The following is a 20,988-nucleotide window of genomic DNA, read 5'->3' as shown; positions in this document are numbered from 1 at the left end:
AGCAGGCTATGTCTTTGTGAACGCGTGCACAAAGATGGTGTCCGATTTGCCCGGCCAACGTGACCGGGGTCACGCGCGTCTGTCCTGGAGGCAAAACCGCACACTTCCCTCGTCAATCCCGCCCCCAAGACCACTTCTCCATCGATCCTAAGCGACCGGCCGGACCAGTTGTACTAGTCGGTCAGTGCCCGGCGGAGGCGGTCCTCGTTCACCCGCCAGAAGGTGTGCTGCTCCCCGTCGACGAGCACCACGGGGATCTGTTCCCAGTACTCGTCGTGGAGTTGGCGGTCCTCGGTGATGTCCTTCTGCTCCCAGGGGACCCCGAGATCGGCGCAGACCTTCTCGATGACGATCTGTGCGTCATCACACAGATGACAGCCCGGCTTGCGGATGAGGGTGACGAGCCGCTCCTGGGGCGCCCGGGCCCTGCTGCGGCGGAAGAGGGGAGTCATGTCGGCCATTCTCGCGCGGCGGGCGGCCGGACGGACCCGCGTAAAACCGTCGGACAACGCGCTGACCGGATCAGTTCTTTAACGACACGGTCGCGGAGAGTTCACAGCCTTCAAACCTCTCGACTCCGGAAGCACCGAACAAACTGGCTATGCTCACGCCATGGCCGCTCTCGGATGGCTCACCCCTCGTAGGCGCTCCGCCACCGCGCGGAGCGTGTTGGCAGGCGAGGCCTCGGCGGAGGCCGCGCGCAAGTCGGTCCCCGACACGGTGCCGGAGGAGGAACCGGAGTTCCCGGTGCTCGGGGACGACAAGGCAGCCGCCTTCTTCGACCTGGACAACACCGTGATGCAGGGCGCCGCGCTGTTCCACTTCGGCCGGGGCCTGTACAAGCGGAAGTTCTTCGAGACCCGCGACCTGGCCAAGTTCGCCTGGCAGCAGGCGTGGTTCCGGCTCGCCGGGGTCGAGGACCCGGAGCACATGCAGGAGGCCCGGGACTCCGCGCTGTCGATCGTGCAGGGGCATCGGGTCTCCGAACTCCAGTCGATCGGCGAGGAGATCTACGACGAGTACATGGCGGAGCGGATCTGGCCGGGCACCCGGGCGCTGGCCCAGGCGCACCTGGACGCGGGCCAGAAGGTGTGGCTGGTGACGGCGGCGCCGGTGGAGATCGCCCAGGTGATCGCGCGGCGGCTGGGCCTGACCGGCGCGCTGGGCACGGTCGCCGAGTCGGTGGACGGCGTCTACACGGGCAAGCTGGTCGGCGAACCGCTGCACGGCCCGGCCAAGGCGGAGGCGGTGCGCGCCCTCGCCGCCGCGGAGGGCCTGGACCTGAGCCGCTGCGCGGCCTACAGCGACAGCCACAACGACATCCCGATGCTGTCCCTGGTGGGCCACCCCTACGCGATCAACCCGGACACCAAGCTCCGCAAGCACGCCCGCCAACTGGACTGGCGGCTGCGCGACTACCGCACCGGCCGCAAGGCGGCGAAGGTGGGCATCCCGGCCGCGGCGGGCGTCGGCGCGGTGGCCGGCGGTACGGCGGCGGCGATCGCCCTGTCACGCCGCAAGCGGTAGTTCGCGGCGGTTCATCGCCGTACAGCTCTGATCAACAGCGGCCCACGCCGGGCGAACACGGCCAATCACGGCGTCGTACCCGCACAACGCCCTGTCCAGTCACCTTGGCTGCACACGGCCACAACACGCCCTGGACCCGGCCGAAAGTCGATCTCTTCTGATCAACAAGTGGTCACTGTGCGGCACTTGATCGGGCGTCAATCGGTTACAGAAGCGACGTAATCGATGATTTGAGCAACTGGGTGTAGCAGCGCCTGTACGAAGCGTTATTCTCCTCAGACGCAAACCGGTACCCCTCCGTCGCTACGACGGGTGAACGGTCCCGCACTGCACGTGATGGAAGCTCTGCCTCTGGGAGTCCCGTGTACCCACACGTCGGGGTTGACGCCTCGGGCCTGGCTACGCTGCGCGCAACGGTCCAGGACCTGTTGCGCGGCTTCGTCCCCACCGCGTACGCCGTCCCCGCACTCGCCGTGGCCGCCGCCCCCGTCGGCCCCTGCTACGCGCTCGCCGACGGTGGTGCCGCCGTCGGCAGACGGGGGCGTTCGGCCGGTGCCACGACCACCCGGCGCCCGGCCGCGGACAGCGACAGCGCCCGCATGATGGATCTCGTGGAGCGCGCGCAGGCCGGCGAGGCCGACGCCTTCGGGCGGCTCTACGACCAGTACAGCGACACCGTCTATCGGTACATCTACTACCGGGTCGGAGGTAAGGCCACCGCCGAGGACCTCACCAGTGAGACCTTTCTGCGGGCCCTGCGCCGGATCGGCACCTTCACCTGGCAGGGCCGGGACTTCGGCGCCTGGCTCGTCACCATCGCCCGCAACCTGGTCGCCGACCACTTCAAGTCCAGCCGCTTCCGGCTGGAGGTCACCACCGGCGAGATGCTCGACGCCAACGAGGTCGAGCGCTCCCCGGAGGACTCGGTGCTGGAGTCGCTCTCCAACGCCGCCCTGCTGGACGCCGTACGACGGCTCAACCCGCAGCAGCAGGAGTGCGTCACGCTCCGCTTCCTGCAGGGCCTGTCCGTCGCCGAGACCGCCCGCGTCATGGGCAAGAACGAGGGCGCCATCAAGACCCTCCAGTACCGGGCCGTACGCACCCTCGCCCGGCTGCTGCCGGACGACGCCCGCTGACCGCGCACGCTCGGTAGCGTCCAACTCGCTGTCGGTGAAAGTCCGTTGACTCCCCGATCCGATCATCCGCCGTCCGTAACCCAAGTGCCGCGACGCTCGTTGTGCGGGATGCAGGCTCCCTGTGGTCACTACCCGGCCGCCTCCGATCACCCGATCGTGTGGACGCGGTCAGGGAGTGCAACCCTCAGGACCCCCTGGGGAGTCGACCGTCATGACGAGAGGAGGTGCCGCCAGTGATCGCGAACGTATCGGCGCACCGGCGGGCGAACGCCTTCGCCCAGGCCCTGGAGGAGCAGTCCGACCGGGGCACGGCGGCCGAGCAGCCAGAAGGATCGGCACCGGCCCCGGCAGCTGCGGAACAGACCGAGCGGGGCCGTCTCCTGGCCCTGGCCTCGGGTCTCGGCGAGCTGCCAAGACCGGAACTGGATCCCGAGGTCAAGGTCGTGCAGCGGGCCCAGCTCGTGGCCGCGATGGAGGCCATGCTGCTGGAGGGCGCAGGAGGCGGGGCTGATTCGGTACCGGAGCAGCGCTCCCACCGGGCCCGGGGCGCACACCGGGCCAGCCCGCTGGGCAAACTGCGACCGCGCTCCCGGCTCACCAAGGGCCTCGCCGCGGGCGGCCTCAGCGTCGGTGTGGCCGCCGGAGCCTTCGGCGGCGTCGCCGCGGCCAGCGGCGACGCCCTGCCCGGAGACTCGCTCTACGGCCTCAAGCGCGGCATCGAGGACTTCAAGCGCGGCCTCGCCGACGGCGACACCGAGCGCGGCCGGGTCTTCCTCGACCAGGCCTCCACGCGGCTGAACGAGGCCCGCCGACTGATGGAGCGCGACCGCGGCGGCCCGCTAGACCACGAGTCGCTCGGCGAGATCCGGCGCGCCCTGTCAGGCATGCATCACGACGCCTCCGAGGGCCACCGGCTGCTCTCCGCGGCCTACGAGGCCGACCCGGACTCCCTGGGCCCCATCCAGGCGCTGGACTCCTTCTCCCGCTCGCACCGGGACACCTGGGGCGCCCTGCGCGACCGCCTCCCCGTCCAGCTCGGCGACGTCGGCGAGCAGGTGACGTCGGTCTTCGCCGCCATAGACGAAGAAGTGGCCCCGCTCCAGTCCCTGCTGCCCGAACCCCCGGCCCGGGGCGGCGGCGACAGCGGGCGCCGAGGAGGCCCCGGCGCGTCCTCCACCGGCTCCTCCGGCACGGACCGCTCCGCGGCCCCCAGCAGCGGCAACAGCGCCTCCGACGGCCGCCAGTCCAGCAGCGGCAGCCCCAGCAGGTCCGCGGGCTCCGACAGCCAGGACGACGGACTGCTCGGCGGCAGCACCGGCGGCCTGCTCGACCCGCCGCAGGACAGCACGGACAGCACCACCCCGTCCGCCAGCAACTCGCCCGTCCCCGAACCGGACGTCACCCTCCCGCCCCTGCTCCCGGGCCTGCTCCCCGGACTCGGCATCGACGGCGAGGACGCGAACTAGCCGGTACGCGAATGGGGGCGCCCTTCCTGCTCAGGAAGGGCGCCCCCATTGCCGTATAAACGTTTCTTCTGTCCGCAAATATCTAGCGCGGAGGTCTAGAAGAAGACCGACCTGCGCTGGACCAGCAGCTTGTACAGAGTGTGCTGGATCTGTTCCCTGACCTGGTCGGTCAGGTTGAACATCAGCATCGGGTCCTCGGCCGCCTCCGGCGGATAGCCGTCCGTGCGGATCGGCTCGCCGAACTGGATCGTCCACTTCGTCGGCAGCGGGACCGCGCCCAGCGGGCCGAGCCAGGGGAAGGTCGGGGTCAGCGGGAAGTACGGGAAGCCGAGCACCCGGGCCAGCGTCTTGGCGTTGCCGATCATCGGGTAGATCTCCTCCGCGCCCACGATCGAGCACGGGATGATCGGAGCGCCCTGCCGCAGCGCCGTCGAGACAAAGCCGCCGCGGCCGAACCGCTGGAGCTTGTAGCGCTCGCTGAAGGGCTTCCCGATGCCCTTGAAGCCCTCCGGCATCACCCCGACCAGCTCGCCCTGGCCGAGCAGCCGCTCCGCGTCCTCCGCGCACGCCAGGGTGTGGCCCAGCTTGCGGGCGAGCTCGTTGACCACCGGCAGCATGAAGACCAGGTCCGCCGCGAGCAGCCGTAGATGACGGCCCGTGGGGTGGTTGTCGTGGACGGCGACCTGCATCATCAGGCCGTCCAGCGGCAGCGTGCCGGAGTGGTTGGCCACGATCAGGGCGCCGCCCTCGGACGGGATGTTCTCCACGCCCTTCACCTCGACCCGGAAGTACTTCTCGTACACCGGCCGCAGCAGCGACATCAGGACCTGGTCGGTCAGCTCCTCGTCGTAGCCGAAGTCATCGACCTCGTAGTCCCCCGTGAGCCGCCGGCGCAGGAAGGACAGACCGCCCGCGATCCGCCGCTCCAGACCGCCGCCGTCCTGGGGCTCCGGCTTCTCCTGGGTCTCCGGCTTCTGTTCCGTCACTGGTACATCATCCTGCGCGACAGCCCTGCCGGGCAGGGGCTGGACCTCGCCCACCAGCGTGGGCTCCGCGCTCTTGCGCCGTTTCCCCGTCGTGCTCCGGCGGCGCGGCGGCCGCGTTACGGCACCCGCGCGGGAGCGGTCGTCGTCGAACGGAATGACCTTGGCGTCCGCCATCGTTGATGCGCTCCTCAGTTGGCGCTCTGCGTCGGGGGGTGACCGCTGCCCGCGAGGGGCAGCGCGGCGATCCGGTCGACGGCCCCCGCGAGGGCCTCCGGCGGGAGCAGTCCGGGTCCGCGGCTGCGGGTGAAGTCCGCGAAGGTCTCCGCGGTCGTGTACTTGGGCCGGAAGCCGAGGGTCTCCCGCATCTGGTCCGTCGACACGACCCTGCCGTGGGTGAGCAGCCGGATCTGTTCGGGCGAGAAGTCCGTCATGCCGAGCGTGCGCACCAGCGAGCCGGCCCAGGTGACGGCGGGCAGCAGCAGGGGCACGGTGGGCCGGCCGAGCCGTCGCGAGCACTGCGACAGCAGCAGGACTCCGTCACCGGCGATATTGAAGGTGCCGCTGTTGAGGGTGCCGCGCTGCGGCTCGTGCGAGGCGATCCGCAGCACCTCGATCACATCGTCCTCGTGCACGAACTGAAGCCTCGGGTCGTAGCCGAAGACGGTCGGCAGGACCGGCAGCGAGAAGTACGCGGCGAGCGGTGAGTCCGCGGTCGGCCCGAGGATGTTGGCGAACCGCAGCACACACACGGCCACGTCCGGCCGCCGCCGCGCGAACCCGCGCACATAGCCCTCGACCTCGACGGTGTCCTTGGCGAACCCGCCGCTGGGCAGCGACTTCGGCGGCGTGGTCTCGGTGAACACGGCCGGATCCCGCGGCGCGGAGCCGTACACGTTCGTACTGGACTTCACCACCAGCCGCTTTACCGTCGGCGACTTCTGGCAGGCCCCGAGCAGCTGCATGGTGCCGATGACGTTGGTCTCCTTGACCGTGGTCCGGCTGCCACTGCCGAGCGCCGTGCCCGTCACATCCATGTGGACGACGGTGTCCGCGGCCGTCTCGGCCAGGACCCGCGCTATGGTCGGCTGCCGGATGTCGGCCTGGATGAAGTCCGCGCCGCCCAGGTGGTGCTCGGGCGGTACCGCGTCCACGGCGACGACCCGGTCCACTTCCGGGTCACGCTGGATCCGTCGTACGAACCGGCCCCCCAGTTGACGGGCCACTCCGGTCACGAGCACGACCTTGCCCAAGATCAGCGCCTTCCTTCCAGGAATCGTCCAGACCCGATGTACCGCTGCTCGTTACCCTGCCGGGTTCCCCGTGTGCGGCCAACCTAGCGGGTCGATGTTGCGCTGTGATGACCACCCAATGCACGAAGTGACGGCAGCCACGGACGTACGAACAGACCAAGCCATTCTTGCCGTCCGGACATCCGCACAGGGTCCGGCCCACCGCACGACCACCCCGGAAAAGGCGCGTGGCCCCCACCCGAAAACGGTGGGGGCCACACTCACACTCTCGCGGCTCGCGTCGCGAACTACTTCTTGTTGCGACGCTGAACGCGCGTGCGCTTGAGCAGCTTGCGGTGCTTCTTCTTGGCCATCCGCTTGCGCCGCTTCTTGATAACAGAGCCCACGACTACCCTCGCTCACTTCTCATCACTCGGTGTTTGGGCGCCATGGGCCCACACGACCTACGAGGGGCTAGCCTACCCGCCCGAGCGCTGAGGTCGTAATCGAGGTGAACGGGAGGGATCCACCGGCACCCCGAGGATCCCCCCGTACCCCTTGCCGTCAGGCGGTTTCCACCCCCACATAGCTCTCACGGAGGTACTCGTGTACCGCTTGCTCGGGGACGCGGAAGGACCGCCCCACCCGGATCGCGGGCAGATGACCGCTGTGCACCAGCCGGTACACGGTCATCTTCGACACTCGCATCACCGAGGCGACTTCCGCCACGGTAAGGAACTGAACCTCGTTCAGAGGCCTCTCGCCAGCTGCAGCCATGACACACCTGAACCTTCCGCACTCGACGGCCACCGGCTTCCCCTTCCGGTGACTCTTCGTCGCTGCGTGCTCACTCCCCAATGTAGGGGCGGGTGATGCGAGTGGGGAAGAGGTGCACCCATCGGCGGCCTACTGTGACAGACACGCTCGATTGAGTACGTAGCGGGTAAGCGGCCGGTAGTAAACAGACCGCACAGCGTCATCAAGTGGAACGACGACGGACACGACCCCCTCGGCCTCCCCCACGAAGAGCGCGGGGTCATCGGTATCGGCGAGCCCAATGGCCTCAAACCCCAGCTGACCTGCCCCGCAGACCCAGCCGTGATCCCCGATCACCAGCTCCGGCAAGGTCCCGTCGGCCTCGGCGGCGGCCGCCAGCGCGATACGAACCGGGAGCGGCGAATGCGTGTGTGCGCCGGGCTCACTACCGGGGCTTACGGCGTCGGGATCGCGTACCAGCGCGACTCCTCTGACGTAGTCGAGGTTGTACGTGCGTAGACCGAACCGGGTCGTTATGTCGACACAGCGACCCTGCGCCGGTGTGAGTACGGCACACCCTGCCGCCGAGAGAGCGTCCGCGAGGGCGGCGTAGAAACCGAGCAGTCGATGCGGATGCCCGGTACCGATCAGCACCGTCCCGCCCCGCTCGGCGACCGCCCGAATCCGCCCGGCGAACGCATCAAGCCCGGCCAACGTCCGCTCAGGATCGATCACATCATGCCCGTCAACGCGCCGCGGATCGCGAGAACCCCCACACTTGTCGGCCATCAGTTCAACCAACTCCCGCCGCCCCCAGGCGGCACACGGATCGATCCCCATCAGCACCCGGGGATCCCGGGCAGCGAACAACCGATAACTCCGCAGACTCGCTTCCCGAGAGGTGGCCACCACCCCAGCCAACCGAGCAGCAACCAGATGCCCCCGCAGAGCCCCAATGGACAACACGAGAGCGATGCTGACGGACAGGGGCGGCGGCGGACGCCGGAACAGGGGAAGTGCGCACGGTTGGCGTAACGGGGGCCGACACCGCGCCTGGACGACTTTCAGCCCGCCCGACTTCCAGCCCGTCCGGCGGGATGGGACGGGTAGGGGCGGCGGGAGCGAAAAAGGGCCCCTACGCCAACAGCCCCCGCAACGGAAACACGGCCCGCCGAGCCGCCAGCACCGCCTGATCCAGCCGGTCCGCAGGGTCGTACCCCGCCTCCCACGCCCCCCACTTCACAGGCCACCGCCCATCAGTCATCCGCACCGGCGCCAACTGCCGCGTACGCGCGAACACTTCCTGCCGCCACTCCTCAGGAATAGACGCCTCCGGAGCAATCTCCCGCCCCGCAGCGATCCCCACCAGATGAGTCCAGGACCGCGGCACAACCTCCACCACCGCGTACCCACCACCCCCGAGTGCCACCCACCGCCCATCGGCGTACTCATGCGCCAACTCATGACAGGCAACCTGCACAGCCCGCTGCGCATCCAACGACACCGCCAGATGCGCCAACGGATCCTCGAAGTGCGTATCCGCCCCATGCTGCGTCACCAGCACCTGCGGCCGAAACTCAGCCATCAACTCCGGCACCACAGCATGAAACGCCCGCAACCAGCCCGCATCCCCCGTCCCTGCCGGCAACGCCACATTCACCGCCGACCCCTCCGCGACCCCCGAGGCCCCCGTCTCCTCCGGCCACCCGGTCTGCGGAAACAGCGTCCGCGGATGCTCATGCAGAGAGATCGTCAGAACCCGCGGATCCTCCCAGAACGCCGCCTGCACCCCGTCCCCGTGATGCACATCGACATCCACATACGCGACCCGCTCGGCCCCGAGCTCCAGCAACCGCGCAATCGCCAGCGACGCATCGTTGTAGATGCAGAACCCCGACGCACCCCCCGGCATCGCATGATGCAACCCACCCGCGAAGTTCACCGCATGCAGCGCGTCCCCCCGCCACACAGCCTCCGCAGCCCCCACCGACTGCCCGGCGATCAACGCGGAAACCTCATGCATCCCAGCGAACGCCGGATCATCCAACGTCCCGATCCCGTACGACCCGTCCGCCGCCCGAGGATCCACCGACGCCGCCTTCACGGCCGCGATGTAGTCCTCCCGGTGCACCAGCCGCAAGGTCGACTCCCCGGCCGCCTTCGCCGCGACCACATCCACGTCCTGGTCGAGCCCGAAGGACTCCACGAGTCGACGGGTGAGGGCGAGCCGGACCGGATCCATCGGATGCTCCGGCCCGAAGTCATAGCCCGTTACTGCCTCGTCCCACATCAGCTGTGCGCGGCCGCTCATGCCCGCCACCGTATCGGTCAGGTTGAGTCTCGAACGAACGGGCATACACAAGCGTCACCAGCACCAACACCATCGGCACAAGCATCGCCCCGCGATAGCTCCACGCATCGCCCAAGGCTCCCACCAACGCCGAACCGATCAAAAAGCCCACATAGTTGAACACATTAAGTCGAGCCACAGCCGTATCGGACGCCCCTGGGAACATCCGCCCCGCCGCCGCGAAGGTCTGCGGCACCAGCACGCACAACCCCAGCCCCAGCAAGGTGAACCCGAGCATCCCGACCCAGGCCCCGGGCGCCCCGGCCACCACGGCGAACCCACCCGCGGCTACCACGGCCCCGCCCCGCACCACAGCCACGGCCCCGAACCGCCGTACCCCGAAGTCCCCGATGGCCCGTCCCAGCAGGGTCGTCACCATGTAGACGTTGTACGGCACGGTCGCCAACTGCTCACTGCTGCCCAGCACGTCCTCGAGATACTTCGCGCTCCAGTTGGAGACCGTCGAATCCCCGATGTACGCGAAGGTCATCACCAGACACAGCGGCAACAGCACCTTGAACCCGACGCCCGCACCCGAGCCCTTCTCCGGCTCCTCGGCCGCCGGCGCGGGCTCCCCGTCGGCGTACCACCGGCTCCCCACCAGCGCGGCCGGCAGCAACACCACCATGACCGGCAGATACGACACGAACAGCGCGAAGTCCCAACGCGCCCCGACCCACGCCAGCGAGGCCCCCAGAATCCCGCCCAGGCTGTACGCGGCGTGAAAACTCAGCATGATGCTGCGCCCGTACGACCGCTGGAGGCTGACCCCGAGCATGTTCATCGAGGCGTCCAGCGCCCCCACGGACAGGCCGAACGCCCCGAGCGCCACCCCCAGCTCGACCATCCGGTCCCCGGCCGCGACGCCCAGCAGCGCCAAGAACACCACCGGCTGGGACCACCGCAACACCAGACTCGGCGGCACCCGCCTCACCAGCCGCTCGGTCGCCACACTCCCGGCCCCGGCAAGGATCGGCACGGCGGCGAGGAAGGCGGGCAGCAGCGCGTCAGAGACCCCGTACCGATCCTGGATCGCCGGGATACGGGTCACCAGCAGCGCAAACGCCACGCCCTGGGCGAAGAAGCCGAACGCCAACGAGGCCCTGCCGCGCCGCAGCACATCAGTCATGGCGGCGAGCGTAGGGCCCCGGCGTACTCGTGGGTAGATCCAGCCAAAGATGAATTTCGCTCAGCTTCGGACTGTCGCCCGGCTCATAGCAGGTCGATCAACTCGCCCATGTCACCGAAGAGTCCGGTGGCCCCCGCCAACCGCGCGGCCGGAGTCATCGCCGTGAACCCGTAGACATCCATCCCAGCGGCCACAGCGGCCTGCACACCCAACGGGCTGTCCTCGACCACGACACACCGCTCGGGAGCGATCCCCATCCGCTCAGCGGCATACAGAAACAGATCCGGGTCCGGCTTCCCCCGCCCGACATCCTGCGAGCTGAAGATCCGCCCCTCCTCGAACCACCGCGTCAGCCCGGTCGTCCGATGCCCCACCCGAATCCGCTCATGGCTCCCGGAGGAGGCCACACAGTACGGCACCCCGTCCGCGGCCAGCTTCTCCAGCACCCCCTCGGCCCCCACCACAGGCTTCAACTCCCGCTCGAAGGCCGCGAACACCCGAGCGTGAAAGACATCGTCGAAGTCCGCCGGCAACCGCTCCCCGGTCCGCTCCGCGACCAGATCGTGCACGCGGTGCATGGCCGAGCCCATGTAGTCCCGCAGCGAGTCCTCGTAGGAGGTCGGATACCCCAGCTCGGTGAGATAGGCGGCGAGGTGCCGGTTGGAGATGGGCTCACTGTCGACGAGCACACCGTCGTTGTCGAAGATGACGAGGTCATAGCGCATAACAAAGACCCTAAACGCAGAAAACCCCGCACCGAAAGGTGCGGGGTTTTCTTCAAGTTTTGTTCGGCGGCGTCCTACTCTCCCACAGGGTCCCCCCTGCAGTACCATCGGCGCTGTGAGGCTTAGCTTCCGGGTTCGGAATGTAACCGGGCGTTTCCCTCACGCTATGACCACCGAAACACTATGAAACTGTCGAACAATGCCGCACCACATCAGGGATGTGGGGCTGTTCGTGGTTTCAGAACCAACACAGTGGACGCGAGCAACTGAGGACAAGCCCTCGGCCTATTAGTACCGGTCACCTCCACCCATTACTGGGCTTCCAGATCCGGCCTATCAACCCAGTCGTCTACTGGGAGCCTTACCCCATCAAGTGGGTGGGAATACTCATCTCGAAGCAGGCTTCCCGCTTAGATGCTTTCAGCGGTTATCCCTCCCGAACGTAGCCAACCAGCCATGCCCTTGGCAGAACAACTGGCACACCAGAGGTTCGTCCGTCCCGGTCCTCTCGTACTAGGGACAGCCCTTCTCAATATTCCTGCGCGCGCAGCGGATAGGGACCGAACTGTCTCACGACGTTCTAAACCCAGCTCGCGTACCGCTTTAATGGGCGAACAGCCCAACCCTTGGGACCGACTCCAGCCCCAGGATGCGACGAGCCGACATCGAGGTGCCAAACCATCCCGTCGATATGGACTCTTGGGGAAGATCAGCCTGTTATCCCCGGGGTACCTTTTATCCGTTGAGCGACGGCGCTTCCACAAGCCACCGCCGGATCACTAGTCCCGACTTTCGTCCCTGCTCGACCCGTCGGTCTCACAGTCAAGCTCCCTTGTGCACTTACACTCAACACCTGATTGCCAACCAGGCTGAGGGAACCTTTGGGCGCCTCCGTTACTCTTTAGGAGGCAACCGCCCCAGTTAAACTACCCATCAGACACTGTCCCTGATCCGGATCACGGACCCAGGTTAGACATCCAGCACGACCAGACTGGTATTTCAACGACGACTCACCGCGAACTGGCGTCCGCGTTTCAAAGTCTCCCAGCTATCCTACACAAGCCGAACCGAACACCAATATCAAACTGTAGTAAAGGTCCCGGGGTCTTTCCGTCCTGCTGCGCGAAACGAGCATCTTTACTCGTAGTGCAATTTCACCGGGCCTATGGTTGAGACAGTCGAGAAGTCGTTACGCCATTCGTGCAGGTCGGAACTTACCCGACAAGGAATTTCGCTACCTTAGGATGGTTATAGTTACCACCGCCGTTTACTGGCGCTTAAGTTCTCAGCTTCGCCCGACCGAAGTCGGACTAACCGGTCCCCTTAACGTTCCAGCACCGGGCAGGCGTCAGTCCGTATACATCGCCTTACGGCTTCGCACGGACCTGTGTTTTTAGTAAACAGTCGCTTCTCGCTGGTCTCTGCGGCCACACCCAGCTCGAGGAGCAAGTCCTCTCACCAGACATGGCCCCCCTTCTCCCGAAGTTACGGGGGCATTTTGCCGAGTTCCTTAACCATAGTTCACCCGAACGCCTCGGTATTCTCTACCTGACCACCTGAGTCGGTTTAGGGTACGGGCCGCCATGAAACTCGCTAGAGGCTTTTCTCGACAGCATAGGATCATCCACTTCACCACAATCGGCTCGGCATCAGGTCTCACCCTGTATGAGTGGCGGATTTGCCTACCACTCGGGCTACACCCTTACCCCGGGACAACCACCGCCCGGGATGGACTACCTTCCTGCGTCACCCCATCACTCACCTACTAACCGCTTGGTCCGGCGGCTCCACCACTCCCCTCAACTCCGAAGAGATCAGGGCGGCTTCACGGCCTTAGCATCACGATGCTCGATGTTTGACGCTTCACAGCGGGTACCGGAATATCAACCGGTTATCCATCGACTACGCCTGTCGGCCTCGCCTTAGGTCCCGACTTACCCTGGGCAGATCAGCTTGACCCAGGAACCCTTAGTCAATCGGCGCAAACGTTTCTCACGTTTGTATCGCTACTCATGCCTGCATTCTCACTCGTGAACCGTCCACAACTCGCTTCCGCGGCTGCTTCACCCGGCACACGACGCTCCCCTACCCATCACGATCCCCGTTGGGGGTACATATCGCAATGACACGACTTCGGCGGTACGCTTGAGCCCCGCTACATTGTCGGCGCGGAATCACTAGACCAGTGAGCTATTACGCACTCTTTCAAGGGTGGCTGCTTCTAAGCCAACCTCCTGGTTGTCTCTGCGACTCCACATCCTTTCCCACTTAGCGTACGCTTAGGGGCCTTAGTCGATGCTCTGGGCTGTTTCCCTCTCGACCATGGAGCTTATCCCCCACAGTCTCACTGCCGCGCTCTCACTTACCGGCATTCGGAGTTTGGCTAAGGTCAGTAACCCGGTAGGGCCCATCGCCTATCCAGTGCTCTACCTCCGGCAAGAAACACACGACGCTGCACCTAAATGCATTTCGGGGAGAACCAGCTATCACGGAGTTTGATTGGCCTTTCACCCCTAACCACAGGTCATCCCCCAGGTTTTCAACCCTGGTGGGTTCGGTCCTCCACGAAGTCTTACCTCCGCTTCAACCTGCCCATGGCTAGATCACTCCGCTTCGGGTCTTGAGCGCGCTACTATGTCGCCCTATTCGGACTCGCTTTCGCTACGGCTTCCCCACACGGGTTAACCTCGCAACACACCGCAAACTCGCAGGCTCATTCTTCAAAAGGCACGCAGTCACGAGAACAAGGCAAGCCTTGCTCCGACGCTCCCACGGCTTGTAGGCACACGGTTTCAGGTACTATTTCACTCCGCTCCCGCGGTACTTTTCACCATTCCCTCACGGTACTATCCGCTATCGGTCACCAGGGAATATTTAGGCTTAGCGGGTGGTCCCGCCAGATTCACACGGGATTTCTCGGGCCCCGTGCTACTTGGGTGTCTCTCAAGCAAGCCGCTGACGTTTCGACTACGGGGGTCTTACCCTCTACGCCGGACCTTTCGCATGTCCTTCGCCTACATCAACGGTTTCTGACTCGCCTCACAGCCGGCAGACTGTGAAAGAGAGATCCCACAACCCCCACGACGCAACCCCTGCCGGGTCTCACACGTCGTAGGTTTGGCCTCATCCAGTTTCGCTCGCCACTACTCCCGGAATCACGGTTGTTTTCTCTTCCTGCGGGTACTGAGATGTTTCACTTCCCCGCGTTCCCTCCACACTGCCTATGTGTTCAGCAGCGGGTGACAGCCCATGACGACTGCCGGGTTTCCCCATTCGGAAACCCCCGGATCAAAGCCTGGTTGACGACTCCCCGGGGACTATCGTGGCCTCCCACGTCCTTCATCGGTTCCTGGTGCCAAGGCATCCACCGTGCGCCCTTAAAAACTTGGCCACAGATGCTCGCGTCCACTGTGCAGTTCTCAAACAACGACCAGCCACCCATCACCCCCGGCACAAACCGGAGTTCACTGGGGCCGGCATCCGAAGACAGACCTTTACGGCCGTGCCCTCAGACACCCAACAGCGTGCCCGGCACACTCCCCGCTTCCCTCAACGTTCCACGCTCCGAAGAGCAGTACTGGAAGGAGAAGACGGTCAAGTGTGCCGAATAATCAACGTTCCACCCATGAGCAACCAGCACCGGACATTCGCCGATGTACTGGCCTCTGACCGAGCAAGCCCGGTAAGAAGTGCTCCTTAGAAAGGAGGTGATCCAGCCGCACCTTCCGGTACGGCTACCTTGTTACGACTTCGTCCCAATCGCCAGTCCCACCTTCGACAGCTCCCTCCCACAAGGGGTTGGGCCACCGGCTTCGGGTGTTACCGACTTTCGTGACGTGACGGGCGGTGTGTACAAGGCCCGGGAACGTATTCACCGCAGCAATGCTGATCTGCGATTACTAGCAACTCCAACTTCATGGGGTCGAGTTGCAGACCCCAATCCGAACTGAGACCGACTTTTTGAGATTCGCTCCACCTTGCGGTATCGCAGCTCATTGTATCGGCCATTGTAGCACGTGTGCAGCCCAAGACATAAGGGGCATGATGACTTGACGTCGTCCCCACCTTCCTCCGAGTTGACCCCGGCGGTCTCCTGTGAGTCCCCATCACCCCGAAGGGCATGCTGGCAACACAGAACAAGGGTTGCGCTCGTTGCGGGACTTAACCCAACATCTCACGACACGAGCTGACGACAGCCATGCACCACCTGTACACCGACCACAAGGGGGCGCCCATCTCTGGACGTTTCCGGTGTATGTCAAGCCTTGGTAAGGTTCTTCGCGTTGCGTCGAATTAAGCCACATGCTCCGCTGCTTGTGCGGGCCCCCGTCAATTCCTTTGAGTTTTAGCCTTGCGGCCGTACTCCCCAGGCGGGGAACTTAATGCGTTAGCTGCGGCACCGACGACGTGGAATGTCGCCAACACCTAGTTCCCACCGTTTACGGCGTGGACTACCAGGGTATCTAATCCTGTTCGCTCCCCACGCTTTCGCTCCTCAGCGTCAGTAATGGCCCAGAGATCCGCCTTCGCCACCGGTGTTCCTCCTGATATCTGCGCATTTCACCGCTACACCAGGAATTCCGATCTCCCCTACCACACTCTAGCTAGCCCGTATCGAATGCAGACTCGGGGTTAAGCCCCGAGCTTTCACACCCGACGTGACAAGCCGCCTACGAGCTCTTTACGCCCAATAATTCCGGACAACGCTTGCGCCCTACGTATTACCGCGGCTGCTGGCACGTAGTTAGCCGGCGCTTCTTCTGCAGGTACCGTCACTTTCGCTTCTTCCCTGCTGAAAGAGGTTTACAACCCGAAGGCCGTCATCCCTCACGCGGCGTCGCTGCATCAGGCTTTCGCCCATTGTGCAATATTCCCCACTGCTGCCTCCCGTAGGAGTCTGGGCCGTGTCTCAGTCCCAGTGTGGCCGGTCGCCCTCTCAGGCCGGCTACCCGTCGTCGCCTTGGTGAGCCATTACCTCACCAACAAGCTGATAGGCCGCGGGCTCATCCTTCACCGCCGGAGCTTTCGACCCTCACAGATGCCTGCGAGAGTGATATCCGGTATTAGACCCCGTTTCCAGGGCTTGTCCCAGAGTGAAGGGCAGATTGCCCACGTGTTACTCACCCGTTCGCCACTAATCCACCCCGAAGGGCTTCATCGTTCGACTTGCATGTGTTAAGCACGCCGCCAGCGTTCGTCCTGAGCCAGGATCAAACTCTCCGTGAATGTTTTCCCGTAATCGGGACGACACCACGAGAGCGGAACGGTCGGAGGAATGATCCGACCGTTCACAGCGTCCTCGCTGTGTTATTTCAAAGGAACCTCGTCCCGATCATGATGACCGGAGACGGGGTATCAACATATCTGGCGTTGATTTTTGGCACGCTGTTGAGTTCTCAAGGAACGGTCGCTTCCTTTGTACTCACCCTCTCGGGCTTTCCTCCGGGCTTCCCTTCGGTCTTGCGTTTCCGACTCTATCAGATCTTTCCGATCCGATTTCCTCGGTGCTTTCCAGGTTCTCGCTCTCGCGTTTCCCTTTCCGGCGGTTCCGACTCTATCAGATCCTTTCGGGCCTGATTCCCAGTCAGCGGGAGTTGTCTTCCCGGCCGTTGCGGGCCGTTCCGACGAGTGAGACTTTAGCGGATTCCCGGCTCCCGAGCTAATCGGGGGCCGCGTCCTTTCGAACGTGGATTCCTCATTTCGCAAATACGCATGCCAATGACACGACGGCAGACGGAACGACTGTCGTCGAGGTGTTGGCTGGTTCTTGCGGAATGGCTGTCCGGGGACCGACCGGAGTCGGCGCTCACGTCGGACAACTCGGAGAACACTACGGACCACGTCGAGGAGTGTCAACCCGAGCCCGGAGAGCTCCCTGGAGGCGTACCCTGGCCCGCATGACAACGCGTACGTGCACCCAGCTGTGGTGGGCCGCCTGACGGGCGGCCGTACTCACGTATGTACTCAACGGCCGCCGCCTCGGCGGCCGTTTTCGTATCTCCCTCCGGAGCTCCAGAGGGTCGGCCGGCCGGGACGGCGGCCTCGACCAGGAGGTGGAGAGAGATGACGCGGGTCTTCAGTGGGGTCAAGCCGACCGGGCACCTGACGCTGGGGAACTACCTGGGAGCCATGCGGCGGTGGGCGGACGTCGACCAGCACCGGGCCGACGCGCTGTTCTGCATCGTGGATCTGCATGCGCTCACCGTGGAGCACGATCCGGCGCGAGTGCGCAGGCTCAGCCGGCAGGCGGCGACGCTGTTGCTCGCGGCCGGGCTGGATCCGGCGCTGTGCACCGTGTTCGTACAGAACCATGTGGACGAGCACGCGCGGCTGTCGTATCTGCTGGAGTGTGTGGCCACCGACGGCGAGATGCGGCGGATGATCCAGTACAAGGAGAAGGCCGGGCGGGAGCGGGAGCGCGGTGGGAGTGTGCGGCTGTCGCTGCTCACCTATCCGGTGCTGATGGCGGCGGACATCCTGGCGTACGGCAGTGATGAGGTGCCGGTCGGGGACGATCAGGCGCAGCATGTGGAGCTGACGCGGGATCTCGCGGTGCGGTTCAACCAGCGGTACGGCAGCACGTTCGTCGTTCCGCGGGCCACGCACCCGGCGGTGGCGGCGCGGGTGATGAACCTCCAGGAGCCGACGTCGAAGATGGGGAAGAGCGATGACGTCGGGCCGGGGATCGTCTACCTGCTGGATGAGCCGGACGTGGTGCGCAGGAAGGTGATGCGGGCTGTCACCGACAGCGGGCGGGAGGTCGTCTACGACCGGGAGGGGCGGCCTGGGCTCGCGAATCTGCTGGAGATTCTCGCGGCGTGCACGGATGGGAACCCCGAGGACCTGAGCGGTGTATATGAGTCGTATGGCGCTTTGAAGAAGGACACCGCGGACGCCGTGGTGGAGGTTCTGAGGCCGGTGCAGGAGCGGCACAGGGAGCTGTGTGCTGATCCTGGCCATGTGGAGGGGGTGCTGCGGGATGGAGCGGAGCGGGCTCGGGCGATGGCGCGGCCGACTGTGGATGCCGCGTATCGGGCGATCGGGCTGCTGCCCGCGGCAGCGGATATCGGGGTGACCGCTTAGCGGCGGTCGGAGGCCGAGTGCTGGGCCGCCCCTGGGTCAGGGGCGGCCGGGTGTCAGCTGTTGTTGCCGGAGGCCAGCTCGCGGCTGCGGTCGCGGGCGGCTTCGAGGGCGGCGATGAGGGCGGCTCGTACGCCGTGGTTCTCCAGCTCGCGGATGGCGTTGATGGTGGTGCCGGCCGGTGAGGTGACGTTCTCGCGGAGCTTGACGGGGTGCTCGCCGCTGTCGCGGAGCATCGTCGCGGCGCCGATCGCGGACTGGACGATCAGATCGTGCGCCTTGTCGCGGGGCAGGCCGAGCAGGATGCCGGCGTCGGTCATGGCTTCGACCAGATAGAAGAAGTACGCCGGGCCCGAGCCGGAGAGAGCGGTGCAGGCGTCCTGCTGGGACTCGGGGACGCGAAGGGTCTTGCCGACGGCGCCGAAGATCTCCTCGGTGTGGGCGAGGTGGGCCTCGGTGGCGTGGCTGCCGGAGGAGATGACGGACATGGCCTCGTCGACGAGGGCGGGTGTGTTCGTCATGACGCGGACGACGGGGGTGCCCGCGGTGAGGCGCTCCTCGAAGTAAGAGGTGGGGATGCCCGCGGCGCCGCTGATGACCAGGCGGTCGGCGGGGACGTGCGGGGCGAGTTCGTCGAGGAGGGTGCCCATGTCCTGCGGTTTGACCGTGAGGATCAGGGTGTCGGCGGTCTTGGCGGCCTCGGGGTTGCTGACCGGGGTGACTCCGTAGCGCTTGCGGAGTTCCTCGGCACGCTCCGGGCGGCGGGCGGTGACCAGGAGGTCGGCCGGGCCCCAGCCTGCTCGGATCATTCCGCTGAGCAGGGCTTCGCCGATCTTGCCGGTGCCGAGGACTGCGACTTTCTGAGTCATGGCGGGGGTGCCCTCCGGGTGTTCGTCGTCCGGTGTTCATCCTCCCATCGGGGGCTTGAGTGCGGGTGGGGTGTCCGGTGGGCGGGACGTGGGCTCGGAGGTCAGGCGGTGCGGCGGCGCAGGGTGGCGGCGCCGAGGGCGAGGACGAGGAGGGCGCAGCCGGCGACGATCAGGGCGTCGCGGACGAAGGCGGCTGTCATGTCGGTGTGCTTGAGAACTTCGTTCATGCCGTCGACGGCGTAGGACATGGGGAGGACGTTGGAGATGGCCTCCAGGACGGGGTGCATGGTGTCGCGCGGGGTGAACAGTCCGCAGAGGAGGAGCTGAGGGAAGATCACGGCCGGCATGAACTGGACGGCCTGGAATTCGGAGGCCGCGAAGGCGGAGACGAAGAGGCCGAGCGCGGTGCCGAGGAGGGCGTCGAGGAGCGCGACCAGGAGGAGCAGCCAGGGGCTGCCGGTGACGTCCAGACCCAGGCCCCACAGGGCGAGGGCGGTGGCGAGGGCGGACTGGATGATCGCGATGGTGCCGAAGGCGAGGGCGTAGCCGGCGATCAGGTCGCCTTTGCCGAGGGGCATGGCGAGGAGGCGTTCGAGGGTGCCCGAGGTGCGTTCGCGCAAGGTGGCGATGGAGGTGACCAGGAACATCGTGATCAGCGGGAAGATCCCGAGCAGTGATGCGCCGATGTTGTCGAAGGTCTGCGGGTTGCCGTCGAAGACGTAGCGCAGCAGGAAGAGCATCACGCACGGGACGAGGACCATCAGCGCGATGCTGCGCGGGTCGTGGCGGAGCTGGCGCAGGACTCGGGCGGCGGTGGCGGTGGTGCGGTACAGGTTCAGGGCGCTGGTCGGGGTGGGGCCGGCCGTGGCGGGTGTGCCGGTGGGGTGGGTCGTGGTGCTCATCGGGTGGTCTCTTTCTCGCGGGCGGCGGCCGCGACCGCCTCGTCCACCAGGTGCAGGAAGGCCGCCTCGACGGTCTCGGAGTCGGTACTGGTGCGCAGGGCGTCGGGGGTGTCGTCGGCGAGGATCTGGCCCTCGCGCATGAGGAGGAGGCGGTGGCAGCGCTCGGCCTCGTCCATGACGTGGGAGGAGATGAGCAGGGTGGCGCCGCGGCGGGCGGCGATGTCGTGGAAGAGGTTCCACAGGTCGCGGCGCAGGACGGGGTCGAGGCCGACGGTGGGTTCGTCGAGGACCAGGAGTTCGGGGGTGCCGAGGAGGGCGACGGCGAGGGAGACGCGGTTGCGCTGGCCGCCGGAGAGGTTGCCGGCGAGGGCGTCGGCGTGGCTGGTGAGGTCGACGTCCTGGATGGCGCGGGCGACGTTCTCGTGGCGCTGGTCGGCGGCGCCGTGGCCCGGGGTGAGGATCGCCGCGAAGTAGTCGAGGTTCTGGCGGACCGTCAGGTCGTCGTAGACGGAGGGGGCTTGGGTGACGTATCCGATGCGGGTGCGCAGTTCGGGGTGGCCGGCGGGGTGGCCGAGGACGTCGAGGGTGCCGGTGACCTTGGCCTGGGTGCCGACGATGGAGCGCATGAGGGTTGATTTGCCGCAGCCGGAGGGGCCGAGGAGGCCGGTGATCTGGCCGCGGGGGACGGTGAAGTCGATGCCGCGCAGGACGGTGCGGGGGCCGCGGGCGACGGTGAGGCCCTCGGCGCGGACGGCGGGCGATTTATCCATGTTTGGAGGCGTTCCCATGAGTGGCGGGCCGGAGCTGATATTCATCATGTGCTGATTAACCAC

At 66.0% G+C, this 20,988-nt stretch carries 16 protein-coding genes and 3 rRNA genes; 4 read left to right on the top strand and 15 right to left on the bottom strand.

Annotation, left to right across the window (positions count from 1 at the left end; genetic code table 11):
* Positions 1-173: 173 nt before the first annotated feature.
* The gene (locus tag STRCI_RS23060; RefSeq protein WP_269660857.1) at positions 174-461 is read right to left on the bottom strand and encodes a glutaredoxin family protein; all 288 of its coding nucleotides are present in this window, start codon (positions 459-461) and stop codon (positions 174-176) included.
* Positions 462-612: 151 nt separating this feature from the next.
* Between STRCI_RS23060 and STRCI_RS23055 the strand changes: the two genes are divergently transcribed.
* The 3 genes from STRCI_RS23055 to STRCI_RS23045 all read left to right on the top strand — a co-directional run bounded on the left by STRCI_RS23055 (position 613) and on the right by STRCI_RS23045 (position 4,129).
* A complete protein-coding gene (locus STRCI_RS23055; protein WP_269660856.1) occupies positions 613-1,527 on the top strand; it encodes an HAD family hydrolase in 915 nt (304 codons plus the stop codon).
* Between the two features lie 362 nt (positions 1,528-1,889).
* The gene (locus tag STRCI_RS23050) at positions 1,890-2,663 is read left to right on the top strand and encodes an ECF subfamily RNA polymerase sigma factor, BldN family (protein WP_015658715.1); all 774 of its coding nucleotides are present in this window, start codon (positions 1,890-1,892) and stop codon (positions 2,661-2,663) included.
* Positions 2,664-2,896: 233 nt separating this feature from the next.
* Positions 2,897-4,129, top strand: a complete 1,233-nt coding sequence (locus STRCI_RS23045; protein WP_269660855.1) for a DUF5667 domain-containing protein — start codon at positions 2,897-2,899, stop codon at positions 4,127-4,129.
* A 95-nt stretch (positions 4,130-4,224) separates the two neighbouring features.
* On the opposite strand, the gene STRCI_RS23040 is transcribed toward STRCI_RS23045, so the two are convergent.
* The 11 genes from STRCI_RS23040 to STRCI_RS22990 form a co-directional block, all read right to left on the bottom strand.
* Positions 4,225-5,289 (bottom strand): lysophospholipid acyltransferase family protein, encoded by a 1,065-nt coding sequence (locus tag STRCI_RS23040; protein WP_269660854.1) that lies wholly within the window; start codon positions 5,287-5,289, stop codon positions 4,225-4,227.
* A 14-nt stretch (positions 5,290-5,303) separates the two neighbouring features.
* Positions 5,304-6,365 carry an NAD-dependent epimerase/dehydratase family protein gene (locus STRCI_RS23035; RefSeq protein WP_269660853.1) on the bottom strand — a complete coding sequence of 354 codons (1,062 nt, stop codon included), beginning with the start codon at positions 6,363-6,365 and terminating at the stop codon, positions 5,304-5,306.
* Positions 6,366-6,652: 287 nt separating this feature from the next.
* Positions 6,653-6,751 (bottom strand): 30S ribosomal protein bS22, encoded by a 99-nt coding sequence (locus tag STRCI_RS23030; protein ID WP_003948845.1) that lies wholly within the window; start codon positions 6,749-6,751, stop codon positions 6,653-6,655.
* Positions 6,752-6,908: 157 nt separating this feature from the next.
* Positions 6,909-7,121: a helix-turn-helix domain-containing protein gene (locus tag STRCI_RS23025; protein ID WP_004984898.1), complete on the bottom strand. Its 213-nt coding sequence runs from the start codon at positions 7,119-7,121 to the stop codon at positions 6,909-6,911.
* Positions 7,122-7,250: 129 nt separating this feature from the next.
* Positions 7,251-8,066, bottom strand: a complete 816-nt coding sequence (locus STRCI_RS23020) for a phosphatase (protein ID WP_269660852.1) — start codon at positions 8,064-8,066, stop codon at positions 7,251-7,253.
* Between the two features lie 169 nt (positions 8,067-8,235).
* Positions 8,236-9,411, bottom strand: a complete 1,176-nt coding sequence (locus tag STRCI_RS23015; RefSeq protein WP_269660851.1) for an acetoin utilization protein AcuC — start codon at positions 9,409-9,411, stop codon at positions 8,236-8,238.
* The gene (locus STRCI_RS23010; RefSeq protein ID WP_269660850.1) at positions 9,362-10,579 is read right to left on the bottom strand and encodes an MFS transporter; all 1,218 of its coding nucleotides are present in this window, start codon (positions 10,577-10,579) and stop codon (positions 9,362-9,364) included. The genes STRCI_RS23015 and STRCI_RS23010 overlap by 50 nt, the downstream gene beginning before the upstream one ends.
* A gap of 83 nt (positions 10,580-10,662) precedes the next feature.
* The gene (locus STRCI_RS23005; protein WP_269660849.1) at positions 10,663-11,304 is read right to left on the bottom strand and encodes an HAD family hydrolase; all 642 of its coding nucleotides are present in this window, start codon (positions 11,302-11,304) and stop codon (positions 10,663-10,665) included.
* Positions 11,305-11,365: 61 nt separating this feature from the next.
* A 5S ribosomal RNA gene (rrf, locus tag STRCI_RS23000) occupies positions 11,366-11,482 on the bottom strand.
* Positions 11,483-11,572: 90 nt separating this feature from the next.
* Positions 11,573-14,695 (bottom strand): 23S ribosomal RNA (locus tag STRCI_RS22995).
* A 309-nt stretch (positions 14,696-15,004) separates the two neighbouring features.
* Positions 15,005-16,530, bottom strand: a 16S ribosomal RNA gene (locus STRCI_RS22990).
* The 16S, 23S and 5S rRNA genes sit together here, the layout of an rRNA operon.
* Positions 16,531-17,367: 837 nt before the next feature.
* Between STRCI_RS22990 and trpS the strand changes: the two genes are divergently transcribed.
* On the top strand, positions 17,368-18,387 hold the full coding sequence (gene trpS / locus STRCI_RS22985; protein ID WP_269660848.1) for a tryptophan--tRNA ligase: 1,020 nt from the start codon (positions 17,368-17,370) through the stop codon (positions 18,385-18,387).
* A 53-nt stretch (positions 18,388-18,440) separates the two neighbouring features.
* Here trpS and proC read toward each other — a convergent pair whose 3' ends face one another.
* The 3 genes from proC to STRCI_RS22970 form a co-directional block, all read right to left on the bottom strand.
* Positions 18,441-19,253, bottom strand: a complete 813-nt coding sequence (proC, locus tag STRCI_RS22980; protein WP_269660847.1) for a pyrroline-5-carboxylate reductase — start codon at positions 19,251-19,253, stop codon at positions 18,441-18,443.
* A gap of 101 nt (positions 19,254-19,354) precedes the next feature.
* On the bottom strand, positions 19,355-20,155 hold the full coding sequence (locus STRCI_RS22975) for an ABC transporter permease (RefSeq protein WP_269660846.1): 801 nt from the start codon (positions 20,153-20,155) through the stop codon (positions 19,355-19,357).
* Entirely contained in the window at positions 20,152-20,973 is an 822-nt protein-coding gene (locus STRCI_RS22970) for an ABC transporter ATP-binding protein (RefSeq protein WP_269660845.1), read from the bottom strand. The genes STRCI_RS22975 and STRCI_RS22970 overlap by 4 nt, the downstream gene beginning before the upstream one ends.
* Positions 20,974-20,988: the final 15 nt, after the last annotated feature.

This window comes from Streptomyces cinnabarinus (assembly GCF_027270315.1).
GTDB classification, from domain to species: domain Bacteria; phylum Actinomycetota; class Actinomycetes; order Streptomycetales; family Streptomycetaceae; genus Streptomyces; species Streptomyces cinnabarinus.
This window is presented reverse-complemented; position numbering and strand designations above follow the sequence as displayed.

What these genes read in the sequence shown, in the direction of transcription:
- STRCI_RS23060 (WP_269660857.1), bottom strand. Translation starts at nt 461, where the DNA reads ATGGCCGACATGACTCCCCTCTTCCGCCGCAGCAGGGCCCGGGCGCCC.
- STRCI_RS23055 (WP_269660856.1), top strand. Translation starts at nt 613, where the DNA reads ATGGCCGCTCTCGGATGGCTCACCCCTCGTAGGCGCTCCGCCACCGCG.
- STRCI_RS23040 (WP_269660854.1), bottom strand. Translation starts at nt 5,289, where the DNA reads ATGGCGGACGCCAAGGTCATTCCGTTCGACGACGACCGCTCCCGCGCG.
- STRCI_RS23025 (WP_004984898.1), bottom strand. Translation starts at nt 7,121, where the DNA reads ATGGCTGCAGCTGGCGAGAGGCCTCTGAACGAGGTTCAGTTCCTTACC.
- STRCI_RS23015 (WP_269660851.1), bottom strand. Translation starts at nt 9,411, where the DNA reads ATGAGCGGCCGCGCACAGCTGATGTGGGACGAGGCAGTAACGGGCTAT.
- STRCI_RS23010 (WP_269660850.1), bottom strand. Translation starts at nt 10,579, where the DNA reads ATGACTGATGTGCTGCGGCGCGGCAGGGCCTCGTTGGCGTTCGGCTTC.
- STRCI_RS23005 (WP_269660849.1), bottom strand. Translation starts at nt 11,304, where the DNA reads ATGCGCTATGACCTCGTCATCTTCGACAACGACGGTGTGCTCGTCGAC.
- trpS (WP_269660848.1), top strand. Translation starts at nt 17,368, where the DNA reads ATGACGCGGGTCTTCAGTGGGGTCAAGCCGACCGGGCACCTGACGCTG.
- proC (WP_269660847.1), bottom strand. Translation starts at nt 19,253, where the DNA reads ATGACTCAGAAAGTCGCAGTCCTCGGCACCGGCAAGATCGGCGAAGCC.
- STRCI_RS22975 (WP_269660846.1), bottom strand. Translation starts at nt 20,155, where the DNA reads ATGAGCACCACGACCCACCCCACCGGCACACCCGCCACGGCCGGCCCC.
- STRCI_RS22970 (WP_269660845.1), bottom strand. Translation starts at nt 20,973, where the DNA reads ATGATGAATATCAGCTCCGGCCCGCCACTCATGGGAACGCCTCCAAAC.